We start from the raw sequence: 20,451 nt of genomic DNA, 5'->3' as shown, positions 1-20,451 counted from the left end.
CTCTCCTCGGCGGGGAGAGGTGAAAGACGCGGCGCGACCAAGCCTCACAACTGCCGGCGATCGATGGTAGCGAGCTCATCGTCATCCGCCGTCGAGGCCAGCCTGACGGCCCTCGCCGTCAGCCTGCGTGGCGTGACGAAGGTCTATGACAACGGTGTCATGGCACTCGGCCCGTTCGACCTCGCTGTTCGCAAGGGCGAGTTCATCTCGCTGCTCGGCCCGTCCGGCTGCGGCAAGTCGACGGCGCTGCGCATCATCGCAGGGCTCGGCGCGCCGTCATCGGGTACCGTGCGGGTGGCGCGGCACGAGGGCGAGGTGCAGCCGCGCCAGGCTCGGCCAGGTCACAGCATCGGCTTCGTGTTTCAGGAGCCGACGCTGATGCCCTGGGCCAACGCGCGCGAGAACGTGCGGCTGCCCTTGAGGCTCGCGGGCATGCCGAAAGCGGATGCGCGCGCCCGCGCCGACGAGGCGCTGGCGAGTGTCGGGCTTGCCGATTTCGCAGATAGCTTTCCGCGCGAGCTCTCCGGCGGCATGAAGATGCGTGTGTCGCTGGCGCGTGCGCTCGTCACCGACCCCGATATTCTCCTGATGGACGAGCCGTTCGCTGCGCTCGACGAGATCACCCGCTTCCGCCTCAACAACGATCTGCTTGCACTCTGGCGGTCCTTGCGCAAGACCGTCATCTTCGTCACCCATTCGGTGTTCGAATCCGTCTATCTGTCGCAGCGCGTCGTCGTCATGACGGCGCGGCCCGGCCGCATCCAGGCCGACATCCGCATCGAGACGGTCGAGCCGCGCGGGGAGGAGTTTCGCACCTCGGCCGCCTATTCCGATTATTGCCGAAGCGTGTCGGCCGCGCTGGCGCCGTCCTATTCGGGACGATCGACGCTATGAGCGCGCAAGCTCCCGTGCCCGCAAAAATGTCCCGCGCGCAACGCGCGATGCGCTTCGTGCTTCCCGTCATTGTTTTCGCGGCCGGCCTCGTCGCCTGGGAACTGGTGGTCCGCATCAGGGCGATCCCGCCTTACGTGCTGCCGGCGCCGTCCGTCATCGTCCTGACGCTGATCAAGGACTGGGCGGTGCTGTCACAATCGCTCGCCGCCACGCTGCTGACCACGCTGGAAGGTTTTGTCGCCGCCAGCATCGGCGGCATCGCGCTTGCGCTCGTGTTCAACCAGTCGAAATGGGTGGAATATTCGCTGTTCCCCTACGCCGTGGTCCTGCAGGTGACGCCTGTCATCGCGATCGCACCGCTGCTGCTGATCTATCTGGAACAGCAGACCGCGGTCGTGGTCTGCGCCTTCATCGTCGCCTTCTTCCCGGTGCTGTCCAACACCACGCTCGGGCTGAATTCGGTCGACCGCAATCTCGCCGGCCTGTTCCAGCTCTATGGCGCATCAAAGCCGCAGACCCTGCGCTTGCTGAAGCTGCCTGCGGCGCTGCCCTACATTCTCGGAGGCCTGCGCATCGCCGGCGGCCTGTCGCTGATCGGCGCGGTCGTGGCCGAGATCGCGGCGGGAACAGCCGGCGCGGGCTCCGGGCTCGCCTACAGGATCGCCGAGTCCGGCTATCGCTTGAACATACCCCGCATGTTCGCGGCGCTGCTTCTGTTGTCGCTGGCCGGGATTGTCATCTATGGGGTGCTGGCGCTAGTTTCCCACCTCGTTTTACGGCGCTGGCATGAGAGCGCGCTTGGAAAGGAAAACTGATGGCTGCCGGTTCGATTTCGTCCGAAAAGATCGACCTTCTGATCTATGGGCCGGTGCGGCCGATCCTCGAGACCGGCTTTTCCGATCATTTCGTCGTACACAAGGCGGAGACGCGCGGCGATCTCGAGCGGCTGACGCCGGCGGTCCGCGACAAGATCCGCGGCGTCGCGGTGACCTATCACACCGTGCGCGCGGACAGGGATTCGCTGTCGCAGCTGCCGAAGCTGGAGATGGTGGCGAGCTTCGGCGTCGGCTATGACCATGTCGACGCCAAATACGCGGCCGAGAACAATATCGTCGTCACCAATACGCCCGACGTGCTGACCGAGGAGGTCGCCGACGTCGCGATGGGCCTTCTGATCGCCACCTTGCGCGAGTTCATCAAGGCTGATCGCTATGTGCGCTCCGGGCTCTGGCAGACCCAGAACTATCCGCTCAGCGTCGGCTCGCTGCGCGACCGCAAGGTCGGCATCGTCGGCATGGGCCGGATCGGCCAGGCCATCGCGCGCCGGCTCGATGCTTCGCTGGTGCCGGTGGTCTACCACTCGCGCAATCCGTCCAAGGACGTCTCCTACAAGCACTATCCCGATCTGATCGAGATGGCGAAGGCGGTGGACACGCTGATGGTGATCGTTCCGGGCGGCGCGGCTACGAACAAGATGATCAATGCCGAGGTGTTGAAGGCACTCGGTCCGCGCGGCGTGCTGGTCAACGTGGCGCGCGGCTCGGTGGTGGACGAGCCCGCGCTGGTCCAGGCGCTGAAGTCAGGCACCATCCTCGCCGCCGGCCTCGACGTGTTTGCGGCCGAGCCCAACGTGCCGGACGAGCTCAAGACCATGCAGAACGTCGTGCTGCTGCCGCATATCGGTTCGGCCTCGGTGGTGACGCGCAACGCGATGGACCAGCTCGTGGTCGACAATCTGAAGGCCTGGTTCGCCGGCAAGGCGCCGCTGACGCCGGTTGCGGAAACGCCGTTCAAGGGGCGCTGATGAGTGGTCTTCGGGTCGTTGCATTCGCCGTCGCGGCCTGCCTGGCCGCGATCGGCGCTGCGCAAGCGCAGGATGCGGCGACCCTGAAGAAATCGATGCCCGGCCAGTGGGAGCTCTCGACCACCGAGCGCAGCAAGACCTGCGTCGTCACGCTCAAGAGCGATGCGGCGGCGCAAGGCTTCAGGCTGGAGCTGGAGCCGGCCTGCAAGACCGCTCTGCCCTTCACCAGGGATATCGTTGCCTGGAGCGTGAAGGGCCTCGACATCGTGCGCTTGCAGGATGCGAGCGGCGAAGCCGTGATCGACTTCACCGAGGTCGAGGCCGGCATCTTCGAGGGGCTGCGCCAGGGCGAGGGCGTCTACATTCTGCAGGATCTCGCCGCCGCGCGTTCGATGGCCAAGTCGATGGACCAGATGATCGGCGACTGGTCGATGGTGCGCGGCAACGGCCAGCCGGTGTGCGGGCTGACGCTGACCAACACCGAGGCGGACTCGGACAATTTCCAGGTCTTCCTCAAGCCGAAATGCGACGCGACGATCGCGCAGTTCAACCCGACGCAATGGCGGCTCGAGCGCGGCCAGATCATCCTGATGTCGAAATCAGGCGAGGCTTGGCAGTTCGAGGCCGACGACAACGCGCAGTGGCGGCGCGTTCCCGACACAGCCGATCCCCTGATCATGCTGCGGCAGTAGGCGCCGCGCGCGTACTCGGCCTGCATGGTTTGAGACGCCCGCTTTGGCGGGCTCCTCACCATGAGGGGCTGATATCTCGCCGCGTAACGCGACCTCATCCTGAGGGCCCGCCGGAGGCGGGCGTCTCGAAGGACGGCCGCAGGTTACGTCGTCGGCTTCGGCGGCGGCGCGGTGCCTTGCGCCCATTTCTCCATCTTGCCGAGCACGCCCCAGACGGTAAGCGCGAGCGAGATCGGCATCGCGAACTGGCCGAGGCCGGGTACGGCAGACACGATCGTTCCGAGCAGTCCGGCAAGGCCGCCCGCATTGGGGCTTGCCGTCACCGACGAGAGCAGCGCGGTGAGCACTGAGCCGCCGATACCGAGCGCGGTCTTCTTGCCGTTGAGCAGTTTGCCGATGGTCTCGCCGAGCGCGCCGTTGACCTGGCCCAGCATGGGCGGGCCGTCCTTGTTGAGCAGGGTGCTGAGCAGGTCGACGACCTGCTTCAACTGATCGACGGGGGCGGGGCTCGTCGGGGTTACCGGGCCGGGCATGGGCGCCGTCCTGTTGACGAGGGAGAATAACCGTTCGAACAGGCTGATCGGGTCGTTCGTGGCGGGCAATGTGTTGTTCGGCACGGTCGCGGGTAGCGTCACGCCGCCGGTAGACGGTCGCAGCAATTGAGCAAGGTCCTCCATCCGCTTCAGGATCTGGGACAGGTCCCCGGTCTGCACCAGGCCTCCAGACTGCGTCGCGCGCGTGATGGCGGCGACCGTGGCCGCGTCGAGAAGCCCGGTATCCCTCAGGCCGTTCTGTTGCTGAAACTGCGAGACGGCGGCCCTGGTCTTGGGTCCGCTGATGCCGTCCTCGACGAGCGGTGGACTGGCGCCGAGCTTGTTGAGCGCCTGCTGCATGAGAATGACCGTCGAGGCCGCATCGTCCTCGGGCTCGGTGCGGCCGGCGAATTGCGGGCCGCCGTCGAGCGTGATCGAGGAATCCTGTGACATCATCGCTTGCAGGATCACGGCCGTGCCGAGCTGGGAATCGACGTGATTGGAGTCGAACACATGGTCGCGGACGAATTTTCCCGCCCTTGCCTCCGGCGGGCCGTACAGCGACGAGCCGCCATAGAGATAGGGCGAATTGACGCCCTTGGCGTGATAGCCGAAGCCGTTGAACGCTTCGAGCCGGAACAGCATCCGCGCGATACCCCAATCGTGCGCGCCATTGAAGTTCTCGATTCTGAACGCGTCCACGGCGCCGTCCACGAACGTGGCAAACGGTCCGCGCCCCTTCGGAACGATCGTCGTCACGCGATGAAGCGACTCGCCGTTGCCAAGATACGTGTCGAAATCGAAGTTGGACTCGCGGTAGTGGCAGAGCGCGGCGAAGTACCAGGGGACGCCCGTCAACCGCTCGATCTGCTGATAGGTCGCCTTGCCGTTGAGGGCCTTGCGGGCAACCGCATTCGCCTCCGCGAGGCGCCCGGGCCGGATCTCGAGACCGGCCCAATTCCGCTCATATTCGCTTTTCAAGCTCTCGAATGAGATCATTTTCCGCTCCCGCAAATTGACTGAATATTCGACTCTCCGTGCAAGCCAGAAAGAACCGGGTGCCGTGATCAGCGCGTGACTGCAGCGTGATCTCGCGAAATCTGGCAGGTCGCCGGACCGGCGCATGTGAAATGGCTTACAGCCTTGGCGGGAAATCATCGGTAACGTTCAGGGAACCCGCGCGGTCGCCCGTCCGTTAACGGCAGGACGGTCCGGCAAGGAGTCCTGCATGGCCAAGCGCGTCCTCGCGATCGGCATCGAACCCGGCAACGCGGATTACGGCGCATTCCCGCAGCTGACGCCGGAACTCGTGCGCGGCTATATCGAGGCGCAGCTGCTGCGCCTGCGCGATCTTGGCTTCGATGTCACGAGCTGCCTGATCGATTTCGACGCGACTGCCGAAGCCGGCGTCACGGCGGCGTTGCGCGACGAGAGCTTCGACTGCATCGTGATCGGTGCCGGCCTGCGCGAGCCCGGGGAGCGCCTGCTGCTGTTCGAGAAGGTGCTCAACCTCGTCCATCGCCTCGCGCCAGATGCCGCGATCTGCTTCAACACCACGCCCGCCGACACCGCCGAGGCGGTGCAACGCTGGGTCGAGCCCTGACGGGACGGGGAGCCCCGACGGGACGGGCTCGGACCGGCCAAGAATCGCTGATTTCGGGATTTTCTCGAATTCGAACTTTTCTGCCGCCTTGAGCGACCAAAAGGGAATTGTTCAAACTCGATCGGGCTCTGACATGAAATTCGTTGCCCTGGCCTTTTCGTGCCTTCTGCTTTTCTCGGTGCCAGCCAGCGCGAATGATACCCGCACCTTCAATGCGATGGTGACCTTGGCCCATAAAGGAGATGCCGAGGCGCAATATCATGTCGGCATGATGTACAATAACGGCATCGGCACGCAGCAGGATCGCGGCCAGGCCTTCGAGTGGTTTCAGAAATCGGCGGCGGCCAACGACCCGCTCGGGGCCTACAAGCTCGGCTGTTACTATGACGGGCAAGGCGCGGGCATCGTCGCAACGGATCCGGATCAGGCCTTGAAATACAAGCTTGTTTCCGCCAAGGCCGGTTACGCGCGTGCCCAGCACGATGTCGCTCTCATGTATGACCGGCAAGGCAATTCAGAAGAAGCGCTGAAATGGTGGAGGATGGCAGCCGACCAGGGCCTTCCTGCCGCCCTCTTTAGCCTGTCGCGTGCGTATTCTGCAGGAAAGGGCACGCCGAGGGATCTGTCCCTGTCGTATGCGTACTTCAAGCTCTCCCAACTGGCGCCGGCCAAGAATGTGAACGAGATGGCTTCCATGTTATCCAAGCCGGAGCTCGATAAGGCCGAGAAACTGGTTGCCGAATGGAAGCCGCAACCGACCGCCCTGACGTTGAAGGCATTGAGCGGATTCAGAGCCGCAGAAGAGCACCTGAAAGTCGCCAAGAACCAGGTATTCTGATCTCGTCTAGATCAGCCGCATCCCGCGCAGGCTCGCATGCCCGCCCTTGCCGACGATGATGTGGTCATGCACGGCGATGCCGAGCGGCTTGGCGATGTCGATGATGGCCTTCGTCATCTGGATGTCGGCTTGCGAGGGCGAGGGATCGCCGGAAGGGTGATTGTGCACGAGGATCAGCGCGGTCGCGGACAGCTCCAGCGCGCGCTTGATCACCTCGCGCGGGTAGACCGGGGTGTGGTCGACGGTGCCGGTCTGCTGCACCTCGTCGGCGATCAGCTGGTTGCGCTTGTCGAGAAAGAGCAGGCGGAACTGCTCCTTGTCTGAAAACGCCATGCTGGCGCGGCAATAGTCGATCACCTCGTTCCAGGACGACAGCGCGTTGCGGCTGTTGACCCCGCCCTTGGCGACGCGATGCGCCGCCGCGGCGATCAGCTTGAGCTGGTTGATCGCGGCTTCCCCAACGCCTTCGACCTCGCGCAGCCGCACCACCGGCGCATGGACGACCTCGGCGAATGAGCCGAACGTCTTGATCAGCGTCTTCGCCAGCGGCTTGGTGTCGCGCCGAGGCAGCGCCGGAAACAGCGCCATCTCGAGCAGTTCGTAGTCGCTGAGCGCATCCGCGCCGGCACTGTAGAAACGCTCGCGCAGCCGCTCGCGATGGCCGTGATAGTGCGGCGCGTCCTCGGGCTTGCTCTTGTCGTGGTCGGACTTGGCGGGCATCGGCCGCCAGCATTGCCGGGGACCTCCGCTTTTGCAACCGTCAATTGCGAGCGTCCCGCGCAGCCGCGCTTCCGGCACGAGCGGGATGATGATCAGCCGACCGGTTTCCCGGCCCTTCGCGTCAGCGGGCGATCATGGACCCTGGGGGCGCCAGAAACTATCGTTGGGTACGACGCCTGCGGGATCGGCAGCAAGGTCCGGCTTGATACGATCGAGGAAGTACATCGGGGTAGGCCCCTTGCCCTTGACCTCGATGCTGCCGCGCGGCTCACAGGCGAAGCGCGCTTTGACCAGGTTCCAGGTCGCCTCGGCAATGTTGATCCGTCCGGGATCGGCGGCCGCCTGCAGGCGCGCGGCGACATTGACGGCGTTGCCCCAGATGTCGTAGCTGAACTTGCGTGCTCCGACAACGCCAGCGATGACTGGGCCGGTGTTGATGCCGATCCGCGCCATCCAGAGCGGCAGCCTCAGCCGCTCGCGTTGACGGTTTGCCTTGACAAGCAGGTCCTGAATCTCGAGCGCCGCCAGCGCGGCATCGACAGCGTGCGTGCGGTTGATCTCGGGCAGGCCGCCAGCGCAGAGATAGGCATCGCCGATGGTCTTTATCTTCTCGAGCCGATGGCGCGCGATGATCTCGTCGAAACTGCTGTAGTACTGGTCGAGCTGGTGCACGACCTGCGCCGGCTCGATCGCTTCGACATGCCGGGTGAAATCGACGAAATCGACGAAGAGGATGCTGACTGATTGATAGAAGCGCGGCCGCACCTTCTCGTTGGCCCTGAGCTCCTCGGCGACCGCCGGGGGGAGGATGTTGAGCAGGAGCGCGTCTGATTTGCTCCGCTCAGCCTCCGCCATTGCGCGCGCCTTGTCGAGCTCGGCCAGCATCTCGTCGCGCTCGCGGAGTCTACGTCTGAGCTCGAGCTGAGCCACGGCCTGACGCGAGATCCGCCGCACTGCTTCTTGCTGCTCGAAGCTGAGCTCGCGCGGCTCGAAATCGATGACGCAGAGCGTTCCTAGCGCGTATCCCTCCTCGCTGATCAGCGGCATGCCGCAATAGAAGCGCAGCCCGAACTCGCCGGCGACCAGCGGCGAATCGCTGAACCTCGGATCCTTCGTGAGATCAGGCACATAGATGAGATCGTCATGGCAGATCGTCGCCTGGCAGATCGAGATCTCCTTGGGCACGTGCGTAAGGTCAGGCGGCAGGCCGCACTTGGCCTTGAGCCACTGTCGCTTGTCGTCGAGGAAGGTCAGCAGCCCGGCGCTGCAGCCGCAGATCTGCGCCGCGAGGTCCGCCAGTTCGTCATAGGCGATCTCCGGCGGCGTATCGAGAATGCGATAGGTTTCGAGAGCGTGCTGCCGCCCCAGCTCGTTGTCCGGCAGGTAGGTCTTCATGTCGTCCGCCACCGCTCGACAGAACCCGCCATGACCATATCTCCATGCCCAGTCAAGACGCCTGCATTAGAACATCGGCGGCGCATCATGGAAAGGTGCGACACGGCTGCGCAGTCAGCGAGACTGACGTGATTGCGGCGATGCTTTTCCCATCATATGCGTGCTTTCACCCGAACGTGCTTGCTGCCGGTTGCGTGCGTCTCAGCACTGTCGTGCGGGGCCCCTGGCGAAAGCAAGATCCGTGATCAACTGAAACGCGGCTCTAGGTCGGCCGGTGCGTCCTTGGCGCGCTGATTGGCAAAAGCAGACTCGCCACTCGCTATAAGGGGCCGCCGCTGGCAATTGCCGTTGCGGGCGGCAAATCACCCGATCTGCTTCTCGCCGTGCCGCTCCGACAGCGTGAAGATCTCCACACCCGTCGCGGTAACGCCGACGGAATGCTCGAATTGCGCCGACAGCGAGCGGTCGCGGGTCACGGCGGTCCAGCCGTCGGAGAGGATCTTCACATGCGGCTTGCCGAGATTGATCATCGGCTCGATGGTGAAGAACATGCCGGGCTTGAGTTGCACGCCCTCGCCGGGACGGCCGATATGGATGATGTTCGGCTCGTCGTGGAACATGCGCCCGAGGCCATGGCCGCAGAAATCGCGCACCACGCTCATGCCCTGCGGCTCGACGAAGCTCTGGATGGCGTGGCCGATGTCGCCGGTGGTGGCGCCGGGTTTCACGGCGGCGATGCCGCGCATCATCGCTTCATAGGTGACCTCGATCAGCCGCTCGGCCTTGCGGGCGATCGGGCCGATCGCATACATCCGGCTGGAATCGCCGTACCAGCCGTCGACGATGAAGGTGACGTCGATATTGACGATGTCCCCTTCCTTCAGCGGACGGTCGCCGGGCATGCCGTGGCAGACGACGTGATTGAGCGAGGTGCAGGTCGAATAGCGGTAGCCGCGATACATCAGCGTCGCCGGATAGGCGCCATGGCTGAAAGCGAAGTCGCGGACGAATTCGTCGATCTTCGAGGTCGGCACGCCCGGCCCGACGATATCGGTGAGCTCGTCGAGGCATTTCGCCACCAGAGCGCCCGCCTTGCGCATGCCGGCAAAGGCGCTCGGCCCATGCAGCTTGATCTGTCCGGTCTTGCGCAGGGAGGTATCGGAGGCTTCGACGTAGCTCATGCGTGTCAGGTCTTTCGGGGCCGATCTCAATACCGGCGGAAGGGCTTGATTTCAGGCCCTAATTTAATGATTGCCGGCCTTCATGCAAGCCGAGCGTGCGACCTTGGGTGGGAAAGCGGGCCTAATTCGGGACTTCTACGGTGGTTTCCACCGGCAGGGCGCCCCCGCGGATGCGGATTTCGCGGACGGGATAGGGAACCCGGATGCCCTCGCGCTTGAAGGCGTCCCACAGCGCCAGCATCACGTCGCTTTTGACCTTGTCCATGCCGTCGGGGTCGGCGATCCAGAAGGTCAGCGAGAACTTCATCCCGGCTTCCGCGAACTCGGTCAGGATGCAGGACGGCGGCTTGCCCTTCTGCGCGCGCGGATGGGCGGCGGCGGTCTCGGCGGCGAGCGTGCAGACCAGGCGCGGGTCTGCGTCGTAGTTGGTGCCGAAGGCGATCTTCACCAGCGTGTTCTTGTCGGTATAGGTCCAGTTGACGACCTTCTGCGTCACCAGGTCCTCGTTCGGCACCAGGAATTCGCGGCCGTCTCCGGCGGCGACGGAAATATACCGCGTCTTCATCGCGCTGATCCGCCCGGTGTTGTCGCCGATGGTGACGAGGTCGCCGGGCTTCACCGACTTGTCGGCGAGCAGGATGATGCCCGAGATGAAATTGGCGACGATCTTCTGCAGGCCGATACCGATGCCGACGCCGACCGCGCCGGAGAACACTGCGAGCGCCGACAGGTCGATCCCGACGGTGCCGAGCGCGATCACGATCGCGACGGTGAGCAGCCCGATCCGGATGATCTTGGCCAGCAGCACCTGCACCGACGGCGTCAGGTCCGTGGTTGCATTGATCCGGCTCTCGGCGAAATTGCTCGCGATGTTGGTGAGCCAGAGCGCGAGCAGCAGCAGTGCGCCGGTCTTGAGCGCCAGAAGCGGGGTCAGGCGCAGACCGCCGAGCACGATCGCGTAGGAATCGAGCAGCTCGATCGTCGTGTCGAGCTGGCCGAGGATCGAGAGGGCGGCAAGAAACCAGGCCGTGATCGACACCAGCCTGACGATGAAGGCGTTACGCAGCACCGAGGTCACGAGCCGGATCACGAGCCAGGCGAAGCCCAGCTTGGCTGCGACCATCAGCAGATAGCTGCGGCTCGGCCAGGTCGCGTGGTACATCACCACGCGCGAGATGATCACGAGCAGCGTGAACACCGCCGTCGAGGCGCTGGAGAGCATCACCCGGACGAAATGCCGGAGCGGCAGCGGCCAGCGCATCGCCAGCGAGGTCATGTCGACGCGGCTGCGAAGCGCGGCCTCCGCGGCATAGGCGATGCCGGCCGCAGCCAGGATGAGACCGAATTGCAGGTAGAACCAGGGTGAGGAGACCTCCGCCCCGACGCTGCGCGCGGTGGTCTGCACGAACTCCATGAAGTCCTTGAGGTCCATGTCCGTCGGTCTCGTCGGCAAGCGGGGAGGAAATTGATTCGAGGGAGCCGCAGATTCCCACAAAGGGCGCGACCGGACCATCGATACACCGCGAAGTGAAGTACGTTAAGGCCGTAAAATACGGGCAGATTGCCGCGAGATGCGAAAATCGGTTGGCGCGCGAGTCTGCCGACGATAAGGATGCCATTCCAGCTGTTTTGACCCGGAAGGTGGATGGCTTCCCTCGACTCCGTCAGCCTCGCCATATTGCTCGGCGCCGTCCTTGTCATGGCCGGTATCCTGTCGAGCCTGCTCGCGCTGCGCTTCGGCGCGCCGTTGCTGCTCGTCTTCCTTGTGATCGGCATGCTCGCCGGCGATTCCGGCCCGGGGCAGCTCCAGTTCGACGACGTCCGCACCACCTATCTGGTCGGCTCGGTGGCGCTCGCCCTGATCCTGTTCGACGGCGGCCTGCGGACGCGCTTTGCCAGCATCCGCACCGTGCTCGCGCCCTCCGTGGTGCTCGCGACCGTCGGCGTGCTGCTGACCGCGCTGATCACGGCGCCGTTCGCCAAATACGCGCTCGACCTCAACTGGGCGGAGTCGCTGCTGGTCGGTGCCGTGGTGGCCTCGACCGATGCGGCCGCCGTGTTTCTGCTGGTGCACACCCAGGGCCTGCGCCTGCGCCCGCGCGTCGGCGCGACGCTGGAGGCGGAATCCGGCACCAACGACCCGTTCGCGATCTTCCTCACGCTCATGCTCGTCGAGTACATCTCGGTCGGCTCGAGCTCGCCCGGCCATGTGCTGATGGAGTTCGTCATGGAGGCGGCGCTGGGCGCCATCGTCGGTGTCATCGGCGGGCGCCTCGTCGTGATCGCCCTCAATCAGGTGGCGCTGCCGCAGGGCCTGCATGCCCCGTTCGTGACCACAGGTGCGCTCGTGATCTTCGGCGGCTCGCAGATCATGCACGCCTCCGGCTTCCTCGCGGTCTATCTCGCCGGCATCATCATCGGCAACCGGCCGACCCGCGCGCATAATTCGGTGGTGACGTTCCTCGATGCCGCGACCTGGCTGGCGCAGATCGTGATGTTCGTGCTGCTCGGCCTTTTGGTCTCGCCGAGCCGGCTCGGCGCCAGCGTGCTGCCGGCGGTCGCCGTCGCGCTCGTGCTGATGCTGGTGGCGCGGCCACTCGCGGTGTTCCTGTGCCTTTCGCCGTTCCGTTTCAACTGGCGCGAGAAGATCTTCATCGCCTGGACCGGCCTGCGCGGTGCGGTCGCGATCTTCCTGGCCTCGATCCCGATGCTGGTCGGGCTGTCGAAGGCCTACCTCTATTTCGACGTTGCCTTCGTCGTCGTCATCATCTCGCTGCTGCTGCAGGGCTGGACCCTGGCGCCGGCCGCGCGCAAGCTGCATGTGGCATTGCCGCGCGCCGAGCGCGGCCCGCGGCGCGTCGAGCTCGATCTGCCCGGTCAGCTCGAGCAGCAGCTCGTCGGCTACCCGGTGCGGCCCAAGAGCCTGTATTTCCGCCGCGGCCTGATCCCGTCCTGGTCCAAGCCGACGCTGGTGATCCGCAACGAGAACATCCTGACGCCGACGGAAGCCGACCCGATCGCGCCCGGCGACTACATCTACCTGCTGGCTCCGCCGGAAAAAGCCGAGTCGCTCGACCGCTTCTTCGTCGACATGCAGCCGAGCACGGCGCCCGATCCGCATCTGCTCGGCGATTTCATGGTCTCCGGCGAGCACACGCTCGCCGAGCTCGCCGAGATCTACGGCGTGAAGGTGAGCGACGACGAGGGCAAGCTCACGCTCGCCGACTATTTCGACGTCCATCTCGACCGCGCGCCGAAAGACGGCGCCGAGCTCGCGCTCGACGAGATCGTCCTGGTCGCGCGCTCGATCTCCGGCGGCCGCGTCAACGTCGTCGGCCTGCGTCTGCCGGAAGAAGACGAGACGCCAGCGCCGCTGACGCGCGCGCAGGCTCTGCGCAAGAAGCTCGCGGAGCTGTGGACCTCGGTGGCGGGGGTCTAAAGCGCGATGCGATGAATCGTCATCGCGCTGTAGGTTGCTGTTTGAACATGATCTTTTCGGAAAATCGCTACGCACTTTTCCGGATCATGCTTCAGGTTCTCTTCGCCATACCGGGGCGGGATAGCTCGAACCCGGAATGACGAGGATGGGGAACCGCCACCAAATCGCCGCAACCGCCGAAGATTTGCGCCGCTTCGTGAGCGCGAAACCCGGAACGCTCGGCGGCGCCGCTCGTTTTAAGCCGCGTAACAGCTTGGAATGACAGGAGTATGCCAATGCGAAAGTTCATCCTTCCGATCGCGATGGCCCTTACGCTCGGCGCAGCGGCGCCCGCGATGGCCTATGACACCGGCGATCAGATCTCGATGCAGGTCGCGCTCGATGTGGCGAGCGATCTCGGCGTTGTGACGGTCTCGCACACGAACTTCCTTGGCGATGAATGGGAGATCGAGGGTCGCGACCGCGTGGGCCGGTGGATGGAGGTGGACGTCGATGCCCGAACGGGCGAGGTCCGCAATGTCGACCGCGGCTGGTAGCTGAAAGGAACACGGTGGCCCGGATGGAGCGCAGCGGCGCAATCCGGGCTGCCGCCGCCTCACGTCAGCACCTTGACCCCGCCGAACGACGTCACGCGGCCCTGCTTCAGCATCACGATCTGCGTCGCGAGCTGGCGCAGTTCGGCGGCGTCGTGGCTGACATAGACCATCGGGACGTTGGCTTCGTCCCGCAGCCGCACCAGATAGGGCAGGATCTCGAGCTTGCGGCCCTCGTCGAGCGCGCCGAGCGGCTCGTCGAGCAGCAGCAGGCGCGGCTTCGACAACAGCGCGCGTCCGAGCGCGACGCGCTGTCGCTCGCCGCCCGAGAGCTTTCCGGGACGGCGATCGAGCAGCGCGCCGATGTCGAGCAGGTCGATGATGCGCTTGTGTTGCGAAGGGTCGGGCGGCAGGCGGTTCATCCGCCGTCCATAGTCGAGATTCTGCGCGACGTTGAGATGCGGAAACAGCCGTGCGTCCTGGAACACATAGCCGATGCGACGGCGCCAGGCCGGGACATGGATGCCGGCCGCGGTGTCGTCGACGGTTTCGCCGTCGATCGAGATGGTGCCGCGGTCTGGCCGCAACAGCCCCGCGATCATGTTGACCAGTGACGTCTTCCCGGCGCCCGAGGCGCCGAACAGGCCGATGGCACGGCCTTCGCTGCTGAACGATGCATGCAGCGAGAATTCGCCGAGCTGCTTTTCGATGTCGACGCGCAGCATGGTCAGTTTCCGTGCAGGCGCGCGGTGGCGCGGCGGGCGAACCACTCGGCGGCGATCAAGGCGCCCAGCGCCAGCACGATCGAGACGATCACCAGGCGTCCCGCAGCGGCATCACCGTCCGGTGTCTGGATCAGCGAATAGATCGCCGAGGAAATCGTCTGGGTCTCGCCGGGAATGTTGGAGACGAAGGTGATCGTCGCGCCGAACTCGCCGATCGCCTTGGCGAAGCCGAGCACCATGCCCGCGAGCACGCCGGGCAGCGCGAGCGGCAGCGTCACCGTGAAGAACACTTTCCAGGGGGCCGCGCCAAGCGTCTCGGCGGCTTGCTCGAGCCTGCGATCGATCGCCTCGATCGACAGCCGCATCGGGCGTACCAGCAGCGGAAACGACATCACGCCGCAGGCCAGCGCCGCGCCGGTCCAGCGGAATGAAAAGACGATGCCGAGATGGTCGGCAAGGAAGCCGCCGACGAGGCCGCGGCGGCCGAACGTCAGCAGGAGCAGATAGCCGGTGACGACAGGCGGCAGCACCAGAGGCAGGTGCACGACGGCGTCGAGCAGCGACTTGCCCCAGAAATCGCGCCGCGCGAGCAGCCACGCCAGAGCGATGCCGAATGGCGTCGCCACCAGCGTTGCGATGATGGCGACCCTGAGCGAGAGCAGGATCGCCGTCCATTCGGCGGGCGAGATCTCGAACATCAATTGCCGAATGTCAGATTGTCGGGCTGACCAGGAACTTGAAGCCGTATTTTTCCAAGATGGTCTTGGCGGCCGAGGAGCGCAGGAAGGCGAGATAGTCGTTGGTCCCGGCCTTCGCATGCGTGGTCGCGGCGACCGGATAGATGATCGCGGGATGCGACCCCGCCGGGAAAGTGCCGACGATCTTGACGCCGGGCTCGACCTTGGCGTCGGTGGAATAGACGATGCCGAGCGCGGCCTCGCCGCGCGCCACCAGCGTCAGCGCCGCGCGCACGCTCTCGGCCATGGCGAATTTCGGCTCGGCCGCTTGCCAGGCCCCGAGGCTCGTAAGCGCCGCCTTGGCATATTTGCCAACGGGCACCGACTTGACGTCGCCCGTCGCGATCCTGCCGTCGCCGGCGAGCTTGGCGAGGTCGAAGCCCTGCGTGATGGCGACGTTGTCGATCTTGGAATCCTTCGGCGCGATCAGCACGATGCTGTTGCCGAGCAGGTTGACTCTGGAGGGCTCATCGATGGTCTTCCTGGAGATCGCGTAGTCCATCCAGTCGGTGTCGGCCGAGACGAAAACATCGGCCGGCGCGCCCTGCTCGATCTGCCTGGCGAGCACCGAGCTTGCCGCATAGCTGACGCTGAACTTGACGCCGGTCCTGGCGGTGTAGGCGGCGTCGACCTCGTCGAGCGCGTTCTTCATCGACGCGGCGGCGAACACGGTGATGGTCTTGTCCTCGGCGGCTGCCGGCGAAAGGCTTGCGCCGGCGAGGATCACGAAGGCGGTGAAAAGTCCTGCAATGCGTAACATGGGAGCGCTCCGTGCGAGTTCGCGCGCGCAAGATGCACGCGCTGGACTGGCGTTGGTGGGTAGGTCGCGACGGGTGGAAGCGCTGCTCCACGGAGCCCCGGCTGCGGCTTACGGCCGGCAGGGATATCGCAATTGCGAAGATAGCAGGGGCCGCGGCCTCAGGTCAAAGGGTGGCCGCTTGTTTGGCAAACCGCATCATTGGACGGGGAGGATTGCGATCGCGACCGTATTCTCCCTGGCGCCGCTGATTTGGAGCACGAAGGGTTGCGCCGACAGCTCGTATTTCACGGTCTTGCGGATGCCGCTGCAATCGGTCGCACCACTGAAGGCCACGGGCTTGAGGACATGCCCATCCTGGACCAGGTCGACCCAGGCGCCGATGGACAGGCTGATCGTGTAGAGCCCGGCCTTGGCGGACTTGATGCTGATGAAGCCGGCAAAGGTGCCGTCCTTCGGCGCGCGCTCCGGCGGCGAGGGCAGCTTTGCCTCGCTTGGGACGACCAGCCCGAGGGTGATGGCCGAGGCCGGCAAGGCCGCCTGGTCGCTGCCCGATGCGAGCTTGGCAAGGTCGGGCGCGGTGAGCGCGGCGCGCTCGCGATCGATCGGCCATCTGAACTTGTCGCAGCCGCTGAGCTCTTCGGCCGCGAGGGCGGAGTTTGCGCTGAACGCGAGCGCAGCAAGGAAGGTGAGGGCGCGCATGCGAACTTCCATTATTGGCCACGCGAACGGCGCGAGGCTTGCCGTCAGGTTCGTTGGTGAACGGGATGCGCATCCCGGGATGCCGCAGGCTTACGGCGCGGCGGCGAAGGCGATCCTAGCGTATCATTACGACGCGAACCAACCAACTCGTCGTCATCCCGGACAAGCCGCAGCGAAGCTGCGCGCATATCCGGGATCCACAGGGCGATGTTTGGCGAAGACCCGGAGCGGGAGCTTTGTCCCTCGCTCCGGCCTGTGGTTATGGGTGCCCGCGTTCGCGGGGACGACACCGAGCGGGCGGTGACAGCGCGCCCTACGGCTTCGCATCACCCGCATGCAGCACCGCCTTGCAGGCCGCCGGCATCTGCGCCAGCGTCATCGGCGGCTTCGGCTTTGGCGGCTCCGGCGGCGGCTTGGGATGCAGCACCGCGTCGGAGAACCAGTAGGCGAGATCGGCGGGTTTGCAGCCTTCGTCCTCGGCCTGTGACGGCTGGCCCTGGCACTCGCGGGCGCCCGCCGGGCAACGCATGCGGATGTGGAAGTGGTAGTCGTGGCCCCACCAGGGGCGGATCTTCGACAGCCATGCGCGATCGCCCCTGGCCTCGCGGCACAGCGCCTTCTTGATCGCGGCGTTGACGAAGATGCGCTGCACCGCCGGCTCGCGCGCCGCATCGCGCAGCACCAGCACATGGCCGGGTGTGAACACCCGGGGGTCGACGTCGAGCCGGTCCTGGCGCACCATCATCACCGCCGACATCTCCTCGCGCTCCTCGCGCGAGAGCCGGCGGTCCGGCATCGGCGTCAGCCAGATGTCGGCGTCGAGACCGATCTGGTGGCTGGCATGGCCTGACAGCGCCGGCCCGCCGCGCGGCTGGGCGATGTCGCCGACCAGGATGCCGGGCCATCCCGCGTCCCTGTGCGCCCTCGCCGCGAGCCGCTTGATCAGTGCGATCATGTCGGGATGGCCGTAGCTGCGATTGCGCGACAGCCGCATCACCTGCCAATGGTCGCCGTTGACCGGAATCTGCTCAGCGCCGCCGATGCAGCCCTTGGTGTAGGAACCGATGACATGGGCCGGCCCCTTCGACGGCAGCAGCTTTCGCGCGAACAGTTCCTTGGCGGCGAGATTGGGGTCGTTCGGATTGGCGAGCGGCGGCAGCGGCTTCGGGTTGATGCTGCCTTTGTCCTGGGCCAGCGCGCCGCCGGCAGCCAGGAGAGCGAGCGAGAGCAGGAGGAGGGTGATGCGGCGGCGACTCATGCTGACGTCCTTATAGCCCAATGCTGCATCGGGGTTAACAAGGAGGCCGTGTGCCAGCCGCAAGCTCGCCGCGCACGAGTTCCCCCCAATGAAACGGCCGTTTCTTAACGGTGCAATAACCCTATCCTGCATTGACCAAAATTCGTGCGCGGAGGGAGAAAAGCCTGCGCCTCGCATGCAATCGCGTGCGATTTCGGAACCGATTCAAGCGCGCGCGCAATTTTGCGCCAGATCGCTCATTGATTGCGGCGCCGCGCTCAGCCTGACCGCGATTGTCGCCGTTGGCCGCGCCGCGCAAAGAGGCAGCAAGCCCCGCCTCGCGCGGACCGCGCCCGGGCAAGATTACTTTTTTTTCAGACACTTGCCTCAAGACTTGCGGCCGCCGGGCGCGCGACTGGGACGAGTGAAGTTGAGTTTGGGGTCTCGAAAAACGAAAAAGCGAAAGCAGAGCGTGCTTGCCCGCGCCGGCAGGATGGCGCGCAAGCCGCGTTTCGCGTGCGCGCCGCGAGACCCTGTCGAGCGCGACGAGGTCCTGCGCAGCCGCGCCGAGGCGGAAGCCGCGATTGCGGAAGCACGCAAATCCCATGAACGCCTGCGCCAGGCCATCGATATCCTGCCGCAGGGCATCGTGTTCCTCGATGCCGAAGGCCGTTACCTCCTCTGGAATAGGAAATACGCCGAGATCTACAGCAAGACCGCCGATCTGTTCGAGGAAGGCGCGCGCCTCGAAGACACGCTGCGCATCGGCGTCGCCCGCGGCGACTATCCCGAGGCCATCGGTCATGAGGACGAGTGGATCGCCGAACGTCTGCAAAAGCTCTATCAGCCCGGTGCGCGCCACGAGCAGAAGCTGTCGGACGGTCGCGTCATCCTGATCGACGAGCGCCTGACCGACGACGGCGGCGTCGTCGGCCTGCGCGTCGACATCACCGAATTGAAGCAGCGCGAGGCCTCGTTCCGCCTGCTGTTCGACGGCAATCCCGTGCCCATGATCGTCTGCGCGCTCGACGATGAGCGCATTCTCGGCGTCAACGATGCCGCGGTCGCCCATTACGGCTACAGCCGGGCGGAGTTCGAAAAGCTGAAGGTCCGCTCCCTGCAGGCCTTCGACAGCGAGCCGCCCTGGACCGCCGATGCGACCGGCGAGGAACAGGCCGGCCGCACCTGGAAGCATGTCAAGGCCGACGGGACGCTGATCGACCTTGCGATCTACTCCCGCGAGCTGACTTATGCCGAGCGACCGGCGGCGCTGCTCGCGCTGATGGACATCACCGAACGCAAGCGCGCCGAGGCGCGGCTCGCCTTCATGGCCCAGCATGACGGGCTGACCGGCCTGCCGAACCGCACGCTGCTGCGCCAGCAGATCGACGAGATGCTCGTGCACACGCGTCGCAGCGCCGAGAAGGTCGCGGTGCTGATGCTGGGGCTCGACAATTTCAAGGCGGTCAACGACACGCTGGGACATGCGGTCGGCGACAAGCTCCTGCGCGGCGTCGCCAAGCGGTTGCGTTCGACCCTGCGCGAAGAGGACGCGCTGGCGCGGCTGAATTCCGACGAGTTCGCGATCGTGCAGAGCGGCCTGACGCGTCCCGAGGACGCGGTGATGCTCGCCAAGCGCCTGCTGGAGGCCATCGCCGATCCCTATCTGCTCGACGGCCATTCCGTGGTGATCGGCGCCTCGATCGGCATTGCGATGGCGCCCGGCGACGGCGATGATTCCGAGAAGCTGCTCAAGAGCGCCGACATGGCGCTGTCGCGCGCCAAGCTGGACGCGCGCGGCACCTTCGCCTTCTTCGAGGCCGCGCTGGATGCGAAAGCGCAGAGTCGCCGCAAGATCGAGGTCGAGCTGCGCGACGCCATCCAGAACGACGTGCTCCGTCCCTATTACCAGCCGCTGATCGATCTCCAGAGCGGCCGCATCACCGGCTTCGAGGCGCTGGTGCGCTGGCCGCATGCCGAGCGCGGCATGGTCTCGCCGGCCGAATTCATTCCGGTCGCCGAGGACACTGGCCTGATCAATCCCCTCGGCGGGCAGATGCTGCGCCGGGCGTGCCAGGATGCCGCCGCCTGGCCCGACGACGTCCACGTCGCCGTCAACCTGTCGCCGCTGCAGTTCCGCAGCGGCAATCTGCTTTCGGTGGTGACGGACGCGCTGAAACATTCCGGCCTGCCGCCGCGCCGGCTCGAGCTCGAGATCACCGAGACGCTGCTGCTGGAGAAGAGCGCGCAGGTGCTGGCGACGCTGCACGCCCTGCGCGCGCTCGGGGTGCGCATCTCCATGGACGATTTCGGCACCGGCTATTCCAGCCTCAGCTATCTGCGCAGCTTCCCCTTCGACAAGATCAAGATCGACCAATCCTTCGTGCGCGATTTAGGGGCCAATCGCGAGGCGCAGGCGATCATCCGTTCCATCGTCAGCCTCGGCAAGGGCCTGGGCGTCACCATCACCGCCGAAGGCGTCGAAACCGAAGCCGAACTCAGCTGCCTCCGCGCCGAAGGCTGTCACGAAGGCCAGGGCTTTCTGTTCAGCAAGGCCCGGCCGAATGCGGAGATCGTCAGCCTCTTGCAGGCGCAGCGCGGCATCGATGGCGACGAGGACGCGGCGTTGGTGGCGTGAGCGGCTACTGACCTGAGGGACGC

General features: G+C 65.4%; 19 protein-coding genes. 9 read left to right on the top strand and 10 right to left on the bottom strand.

The genetic code is table 11. The annotated features are described in order from the left end of the window. Nucleotides 1-63 precede the first annotated feature (63 nt). Genes XH87_RS27450 through XH87_RS27435 form a run of 4 tightly spaced genes read left to right on the top strand, consistent with a single transcriptional unit; the run spans nt 64 to nt 3,390 of the window. Nucleotides 64-894, top strand: coding sequence for an ABC transporter ATP-binding protein (locus XH87_RS27450; RefSeq protein ID WP_271589619.1), 831 nt, complete (start codon nt 64-66; stop codon nt 892-894). Next, complete coding sequence (locus tag XH87_RS27445) at nt 891-1,709, top strand: ABC transporter permease (RefSeq protein ID WP_271589618.1); 819 nt, start codon at nt 891-893, stop codon at nt 1,707-1,709. Before XH87_RS27450 ends, XH87_RS27445 begins: the two co-directional genes overlap by 4 nt. Next, the gene (locus XH87_RS27440) at nt 1,709-2,698 is read left to right on the top strand and encodes a 2-hydroxyacid dehydrogenase (protein ID WP_271589617.1); all 990 of its coding nucleotides are present in this window, start codon (nt 1,709-1,711) and stop codon (nt 2,696-2,698) included. Before XH87_RS27445 ends, XH87_RS27440 begins: the two co-directional genes overlap by 1 nt. After that, nucleotides 2,698-3,390 carry an AprI/Inh family metalloprotease inhibitor gene (locus XH87_RS27435; RefSeq protein ID WP_035708378.1) on the top strand — a complete coding sequence of 231 codons (693 nt, stop codon included), beginning with the start codon at nt 2,698-2,700 and terminating at the stop codon, nt 3,388-3,390. Before XH87_RS27440 ends, XH87_RS27435 begins: the two co-directional genes overlap by 1 nt. A 143-nt stretch (nt 3,391-3,533) precedes the next feature. Here XH87_RS27435 and XH87_RS27430 read toward each other — a convergent pair whose 3' ends face one another. Further along, nucleotides 3,534-4,922 (bottom strand): peptidoglycan-binding protein, encoded by a 1,389-nt coding sequence (locus XH87_RS27430; RefSeq protein WP_271589616.1) that lies wholly within the window; start codon nt 4,920-4,922, stop codon nt 3,534-3,536. A 229-nt stretch (nt 4,923-5,151) separates the two neighbouring features. Here XH87_RS27430 and XH87_RS27425 point away from each other — a divergent pair, with 229 nt between their 5' ends. Next, nucleotides 5,152-5,526: a hypothetical protein gene (locus tag XH87_RS27425; RefSeq protein WP_271589615.1), complete on the top strand. Its 375-nt coding sequence runs from the start codon at nt 5,152-5,154 to the stop codon at nt 5,524-5,526. A gap of 133 nt (nt 5,527-5,659) precedes the next feature. After that, nucleotides 5,660-6,364, top strand: coding sequence for a tetratricopeptide repeat protein (locus XH87_RS27420; protein WP_271589614.1), 705 nt, complete (start codon nt 5,660-5,662; stop codon nt 6,362-6,364). Nucleotides 6,365-6,370: 6 nt separating this feature from the next. Here XH87_RS27420 and radC read toward each other — a convergent pair whose 3' ends face one another. From radC to XH87_RS27400, 4 genes are all read right to left on the bottom strand, one after another. After that, nucleotides 6,371-7,084 (bottom strand): RadC family protein, encoded by a 714-nt coding sequence (gene radC, locus XH87_RS27415; RefSeq protein ID WP_271589613.1) that lies wholly within the window; start codon nt 7,082-7,084, stop codon nt 6,371-6,373. A 132-nt stretch (nt 7,085-7,216) separates the two neighbouring features. Beyond that, nucleotides 7,217-8,479, bottom strand: coding sequence for an adenylate/guanylate cyclase domain-containing protein (locus XH87_RS27410; RefSeq protein ID WP_271589612.1), 1,263 nt, complete (start codon nt 8,477-8,479; stop codon nt 7,217-7,219). Between the two features lie 362 nt (nt 8,480-8,841). Continuing rightward, entirely contained in the window at nt 8,842-9,660 is an 819-nt protein-coding gene (map, locus tag XH87_RS27405) for a type I methionyl aminopeptidase (protein ID WP_271589611.1), read from the bottom strand. Between the two features lie 121 nt (nt 9,661-9,781). Further along, nucleotides 9,782-11,092: a mechanosensitive ion channel family protein gene (locus XH87_RS27400; RefSeq protein WP_271589610.1), complete on the bottom strand. Its 1,311-nt coding sequence runs from the start codon at nt 11,090-11,092 to the stop codon at nt 9,782-9,784. 213 nt (nt 11,093-11,305) lie between these two features. Here XH87_RS27400 and XH87_RS27395 point away from each other — a divergent pair, with 213 nt between their 5' ends. Both XH87_RS27395 and XH87_RS27390 read left to right on the top strand, forming a co-directional pair. Further along, nucleotides 11,306-13,099: a potassium/proton antiporter gene (locus XH87_RS27395; RefSeq protein WP_271589609.1), complete on the top strand. Its 1,794-nt coding sequence runs from the start codon at nt 11,306-11,308 to the stop codon at nt 13,097-13,099. A 275-nt stretch (nt 13,100-13,374) separates the two neighbouring features. Next, nucleotides 13,375-13,635, top strand: coding sequence for a PepSY domain-containing protein (locus XH87_RS27390; RefSeq protein WP_035700568.1), 261 nt, complete (start codon nt 13,375-13,377; stop codon nt 13,633-13,635). A gap of 59 nt (nt 13,636-13,694) precedes the next feature. On the opposite strand, the gene modC is transcribed toward XH87_RS27390, so the two are convergent. The 5 genes from modC to mepA form a co-directional block, all read right to left on the bottom strand. Beyond that, nucleotides 13,695-14,357, bottom strand: a complete 663-nt coding sequence (modC, locus tag XH87_RS27385) for a molybdenum ABC transporter ATP-binding protein (RefSeq protein WP_271589608.1) — start codon at nt 14,355-14,357, stop codon at nt 13,695-13,697. 2 nt (nt 14,358-14,359) lie between these two features. Then, the gene (gene modB / locus XH87_RS27380) at nt 14,360-15,055 is read right to left on the bottom strand and encodes a molybdate ABC transporter permease subunit (protein ID WP_035700574.1); all 696 of its coding nucleotides are present in this window, start codon (nt 15,053-15,055) and stop codon (nt 14,360-14,362) included. Nucleotides 15,056-15,068: 13 nt separating this feature from the next. Next, on the bottom strand, nt 15,069-15,854 hold the full coding sequence (gene modA / locus XH87_RS27375) for a molybdate ABC transporter substrate-binding protein (RefSeq protein ID WP_271589607.1): 786 nt from the start codon (nt 15,852-15,854) through the stop codon (nt 15,069-15,071). 195 nt (nt 15,855-16,049) lie between these two features. After that, nucleotides 16,050-16,553, bottom strand: coding sequence for a hypothetical protein (locus XH87_RS27370; protein WP_271589606.1), 504 nt, complete (start codon nt 16,551-16,553; stop codon nt 16,050-16,052). A 313-nt stretch (nt 16,554-16,866) separates the two neighbouring features. Continuing rightward, nucleotides 16,867-17,811 (bottom strand): penicillin-insensitive murein endopeptidase, encoded by a 945-nt coding sequence (gene mepA, locus XH87_RS27365; RefSeq protein ID WP_271589605.1) that lies wholly within the window; start codon nt 17,809-17,811, stop codon nt 16,867-16,869. Nucleotides 17,812-18,283: 472 nt separating this feature from the next. On the opposite strand from mepA, the gene XH87_RS27360 reads away from it, so the two are divergent. Then, complete coding sequence (locus XH87_RS27360) at nt 18,284-20,428, top strand: putative bifunctional diguanylate cyclase/phosphodiesterase (protein WP_442868317.1); 2,145 nt, start codon at nt 18,284-18,286, stop codon at nt 20,426-20,428. Nucleotides 20,429-20,451 lie beyond the last annotated feature (23 nt).

The sequence above is a fragment of the Bradyrhizobium sp. CCBAU 53415 genome (assembly GCF_028128735.1).
Taxonomy (GTDB): Bacteria; Pseudomonadota; Alphaproteobacteria; order Rhizobiales; family Xanthobacteraceae; genus Bradyrhizobium.
The sequence above is the reverse complement of the archived record's forward strand: the minus strand, read 5'-3'. Positions and strand labels throughout refer to the sequence as shown.

Bases quoted from the DNA above. Each gene is read 5' to 3' on its own strand.
- XH87_RS27395 (WP_271589609.1), top strand. From the start codon at position 11,306: ATGGCTTCCCTCGACTCCGTCAGCCTCGCCATATTGCTCGGCGCCGTC.
- XH87_RS27400 (WP_271589610.1), bottom strand. From the start codon at position 11,092: ATGGACCTCAAGGACTTCATGGAGTTCGTGCAGACCACCGCGCGCAGC.
- XH87_RS27450 (WP_271589619.1), top strand. From the start codon at position 64: ATGGTAGCGAGCTCATCGTCATCCGCCGTCGAGGCCAGCCTGACGGCC.
- modC (WP_271589608.1), bottom strand. From the start codon at position 14,357: ATGCTGCGCGTCGACATCGAAAAGCAGCTCGGCGAATTCTCGCTGCAT.
- mepA (WP_271589605.1), bottom strand. From the start codon at position 17,811: ATGAGTCGCCGCCGCATCACCCTCCTCCTGCTCTCGCTCGCTCTCCTG.
- XH87_RS27390 (WP_035700568.1), top strand. From the start codon at position 13,375: ATGCGAAAGTTCATCCTTCCGATCGCGATGGCCCTTACGCTCGGCGCA.
- XH87_RS27445 (WP_271589618.1), top strand. From the start codon at position 891: ATGAGCGCGCAAGCTCCCGTGCCCGCAAAAATGTCCCGCGCGCAACGC.
- XH87_RS27435 (WP_035708378.1), top strand. From the start codon at position 2,698: ATGAGTGGTCTTCGGGTCGTTGCATTCGCCGTCGCGGCCTGCCTGGCC.
- modB (WP_035700574.1), bottom strand. From the start codon at position 15,055: ATGTTCGAGATCTCGCCCGCCGAATGGACGGCGATCCTGCTCTCGCTC.
- radC (WP_271589613.1), bottom strand. From the start codon at position 7,084: ATGCCCGCCAAGTCCGACCACGACAAGAGCAAGCCCGAGGACGCGCCG.
- XH87_RS27440 (WP_271589617.1), top strand. From the start codon at position 1,709: ATGGCTGCCGGTTCGATTTCGTCCGAAAAGATCGACCTTCTGATCTAT.
- XH87_RS27370 (WP_271589606.1), bottom strand. From the start codon at position 16,553: ATGCGCGCCCTCACCTTCCTTGCTGCGCTCGCGTTCAGCGCAAACTCC.
- XH87_RS27430 (WP_271589616.1), bottom strand. From the start codon at position 4,922: ATGATCTCATTCGAGAGCTTGAAAAGCGAATATGAGCGGAATTGGGCC.
- map (WP_271589611.1), bottom strand. From the start codon at position 9,660: ATGAGCTACGTCGAAGCCTCCGATACCTCCCTGCGCAAGACCGGACAG.
- XH87_RS27425 (WP_271589615.1), top strand. From the start codon at position 5,152: ATGGCCAAGCGCGTCCTCGCGATCGGCATCGAACCCGGCAACGCGGAT.
- XH87_RS27420 (WP_271589614.1), top strand. From the start codon at position 5,660: ATGAAATTCGTTGCCCTGGCCTTTTCGTGCCTTCTGCTTTTCTCGGTG.
- modA (WP_271589607.1), bottom strand. From the start codon at position 15,854: ATGTTACGCATTGCAGGACTTTTCACCGCCTTCGTGATCCTCGCCGGC.
- XH87_RS27410 (WP_271589612.1), bottom strand. From the start codon at position 8,479: ATGAAGACCTACCTGCCGGACAACGAGCTGGGGCGGCAGCACGCTCTC.
- XH87_RS27360 (WP_442868317.1), top strand. From the start codon at position 18,284: ATGGCGCGCAAGCCGCGTTTCGCGTGCGCGCCGCGAGACCCTGTCGAG.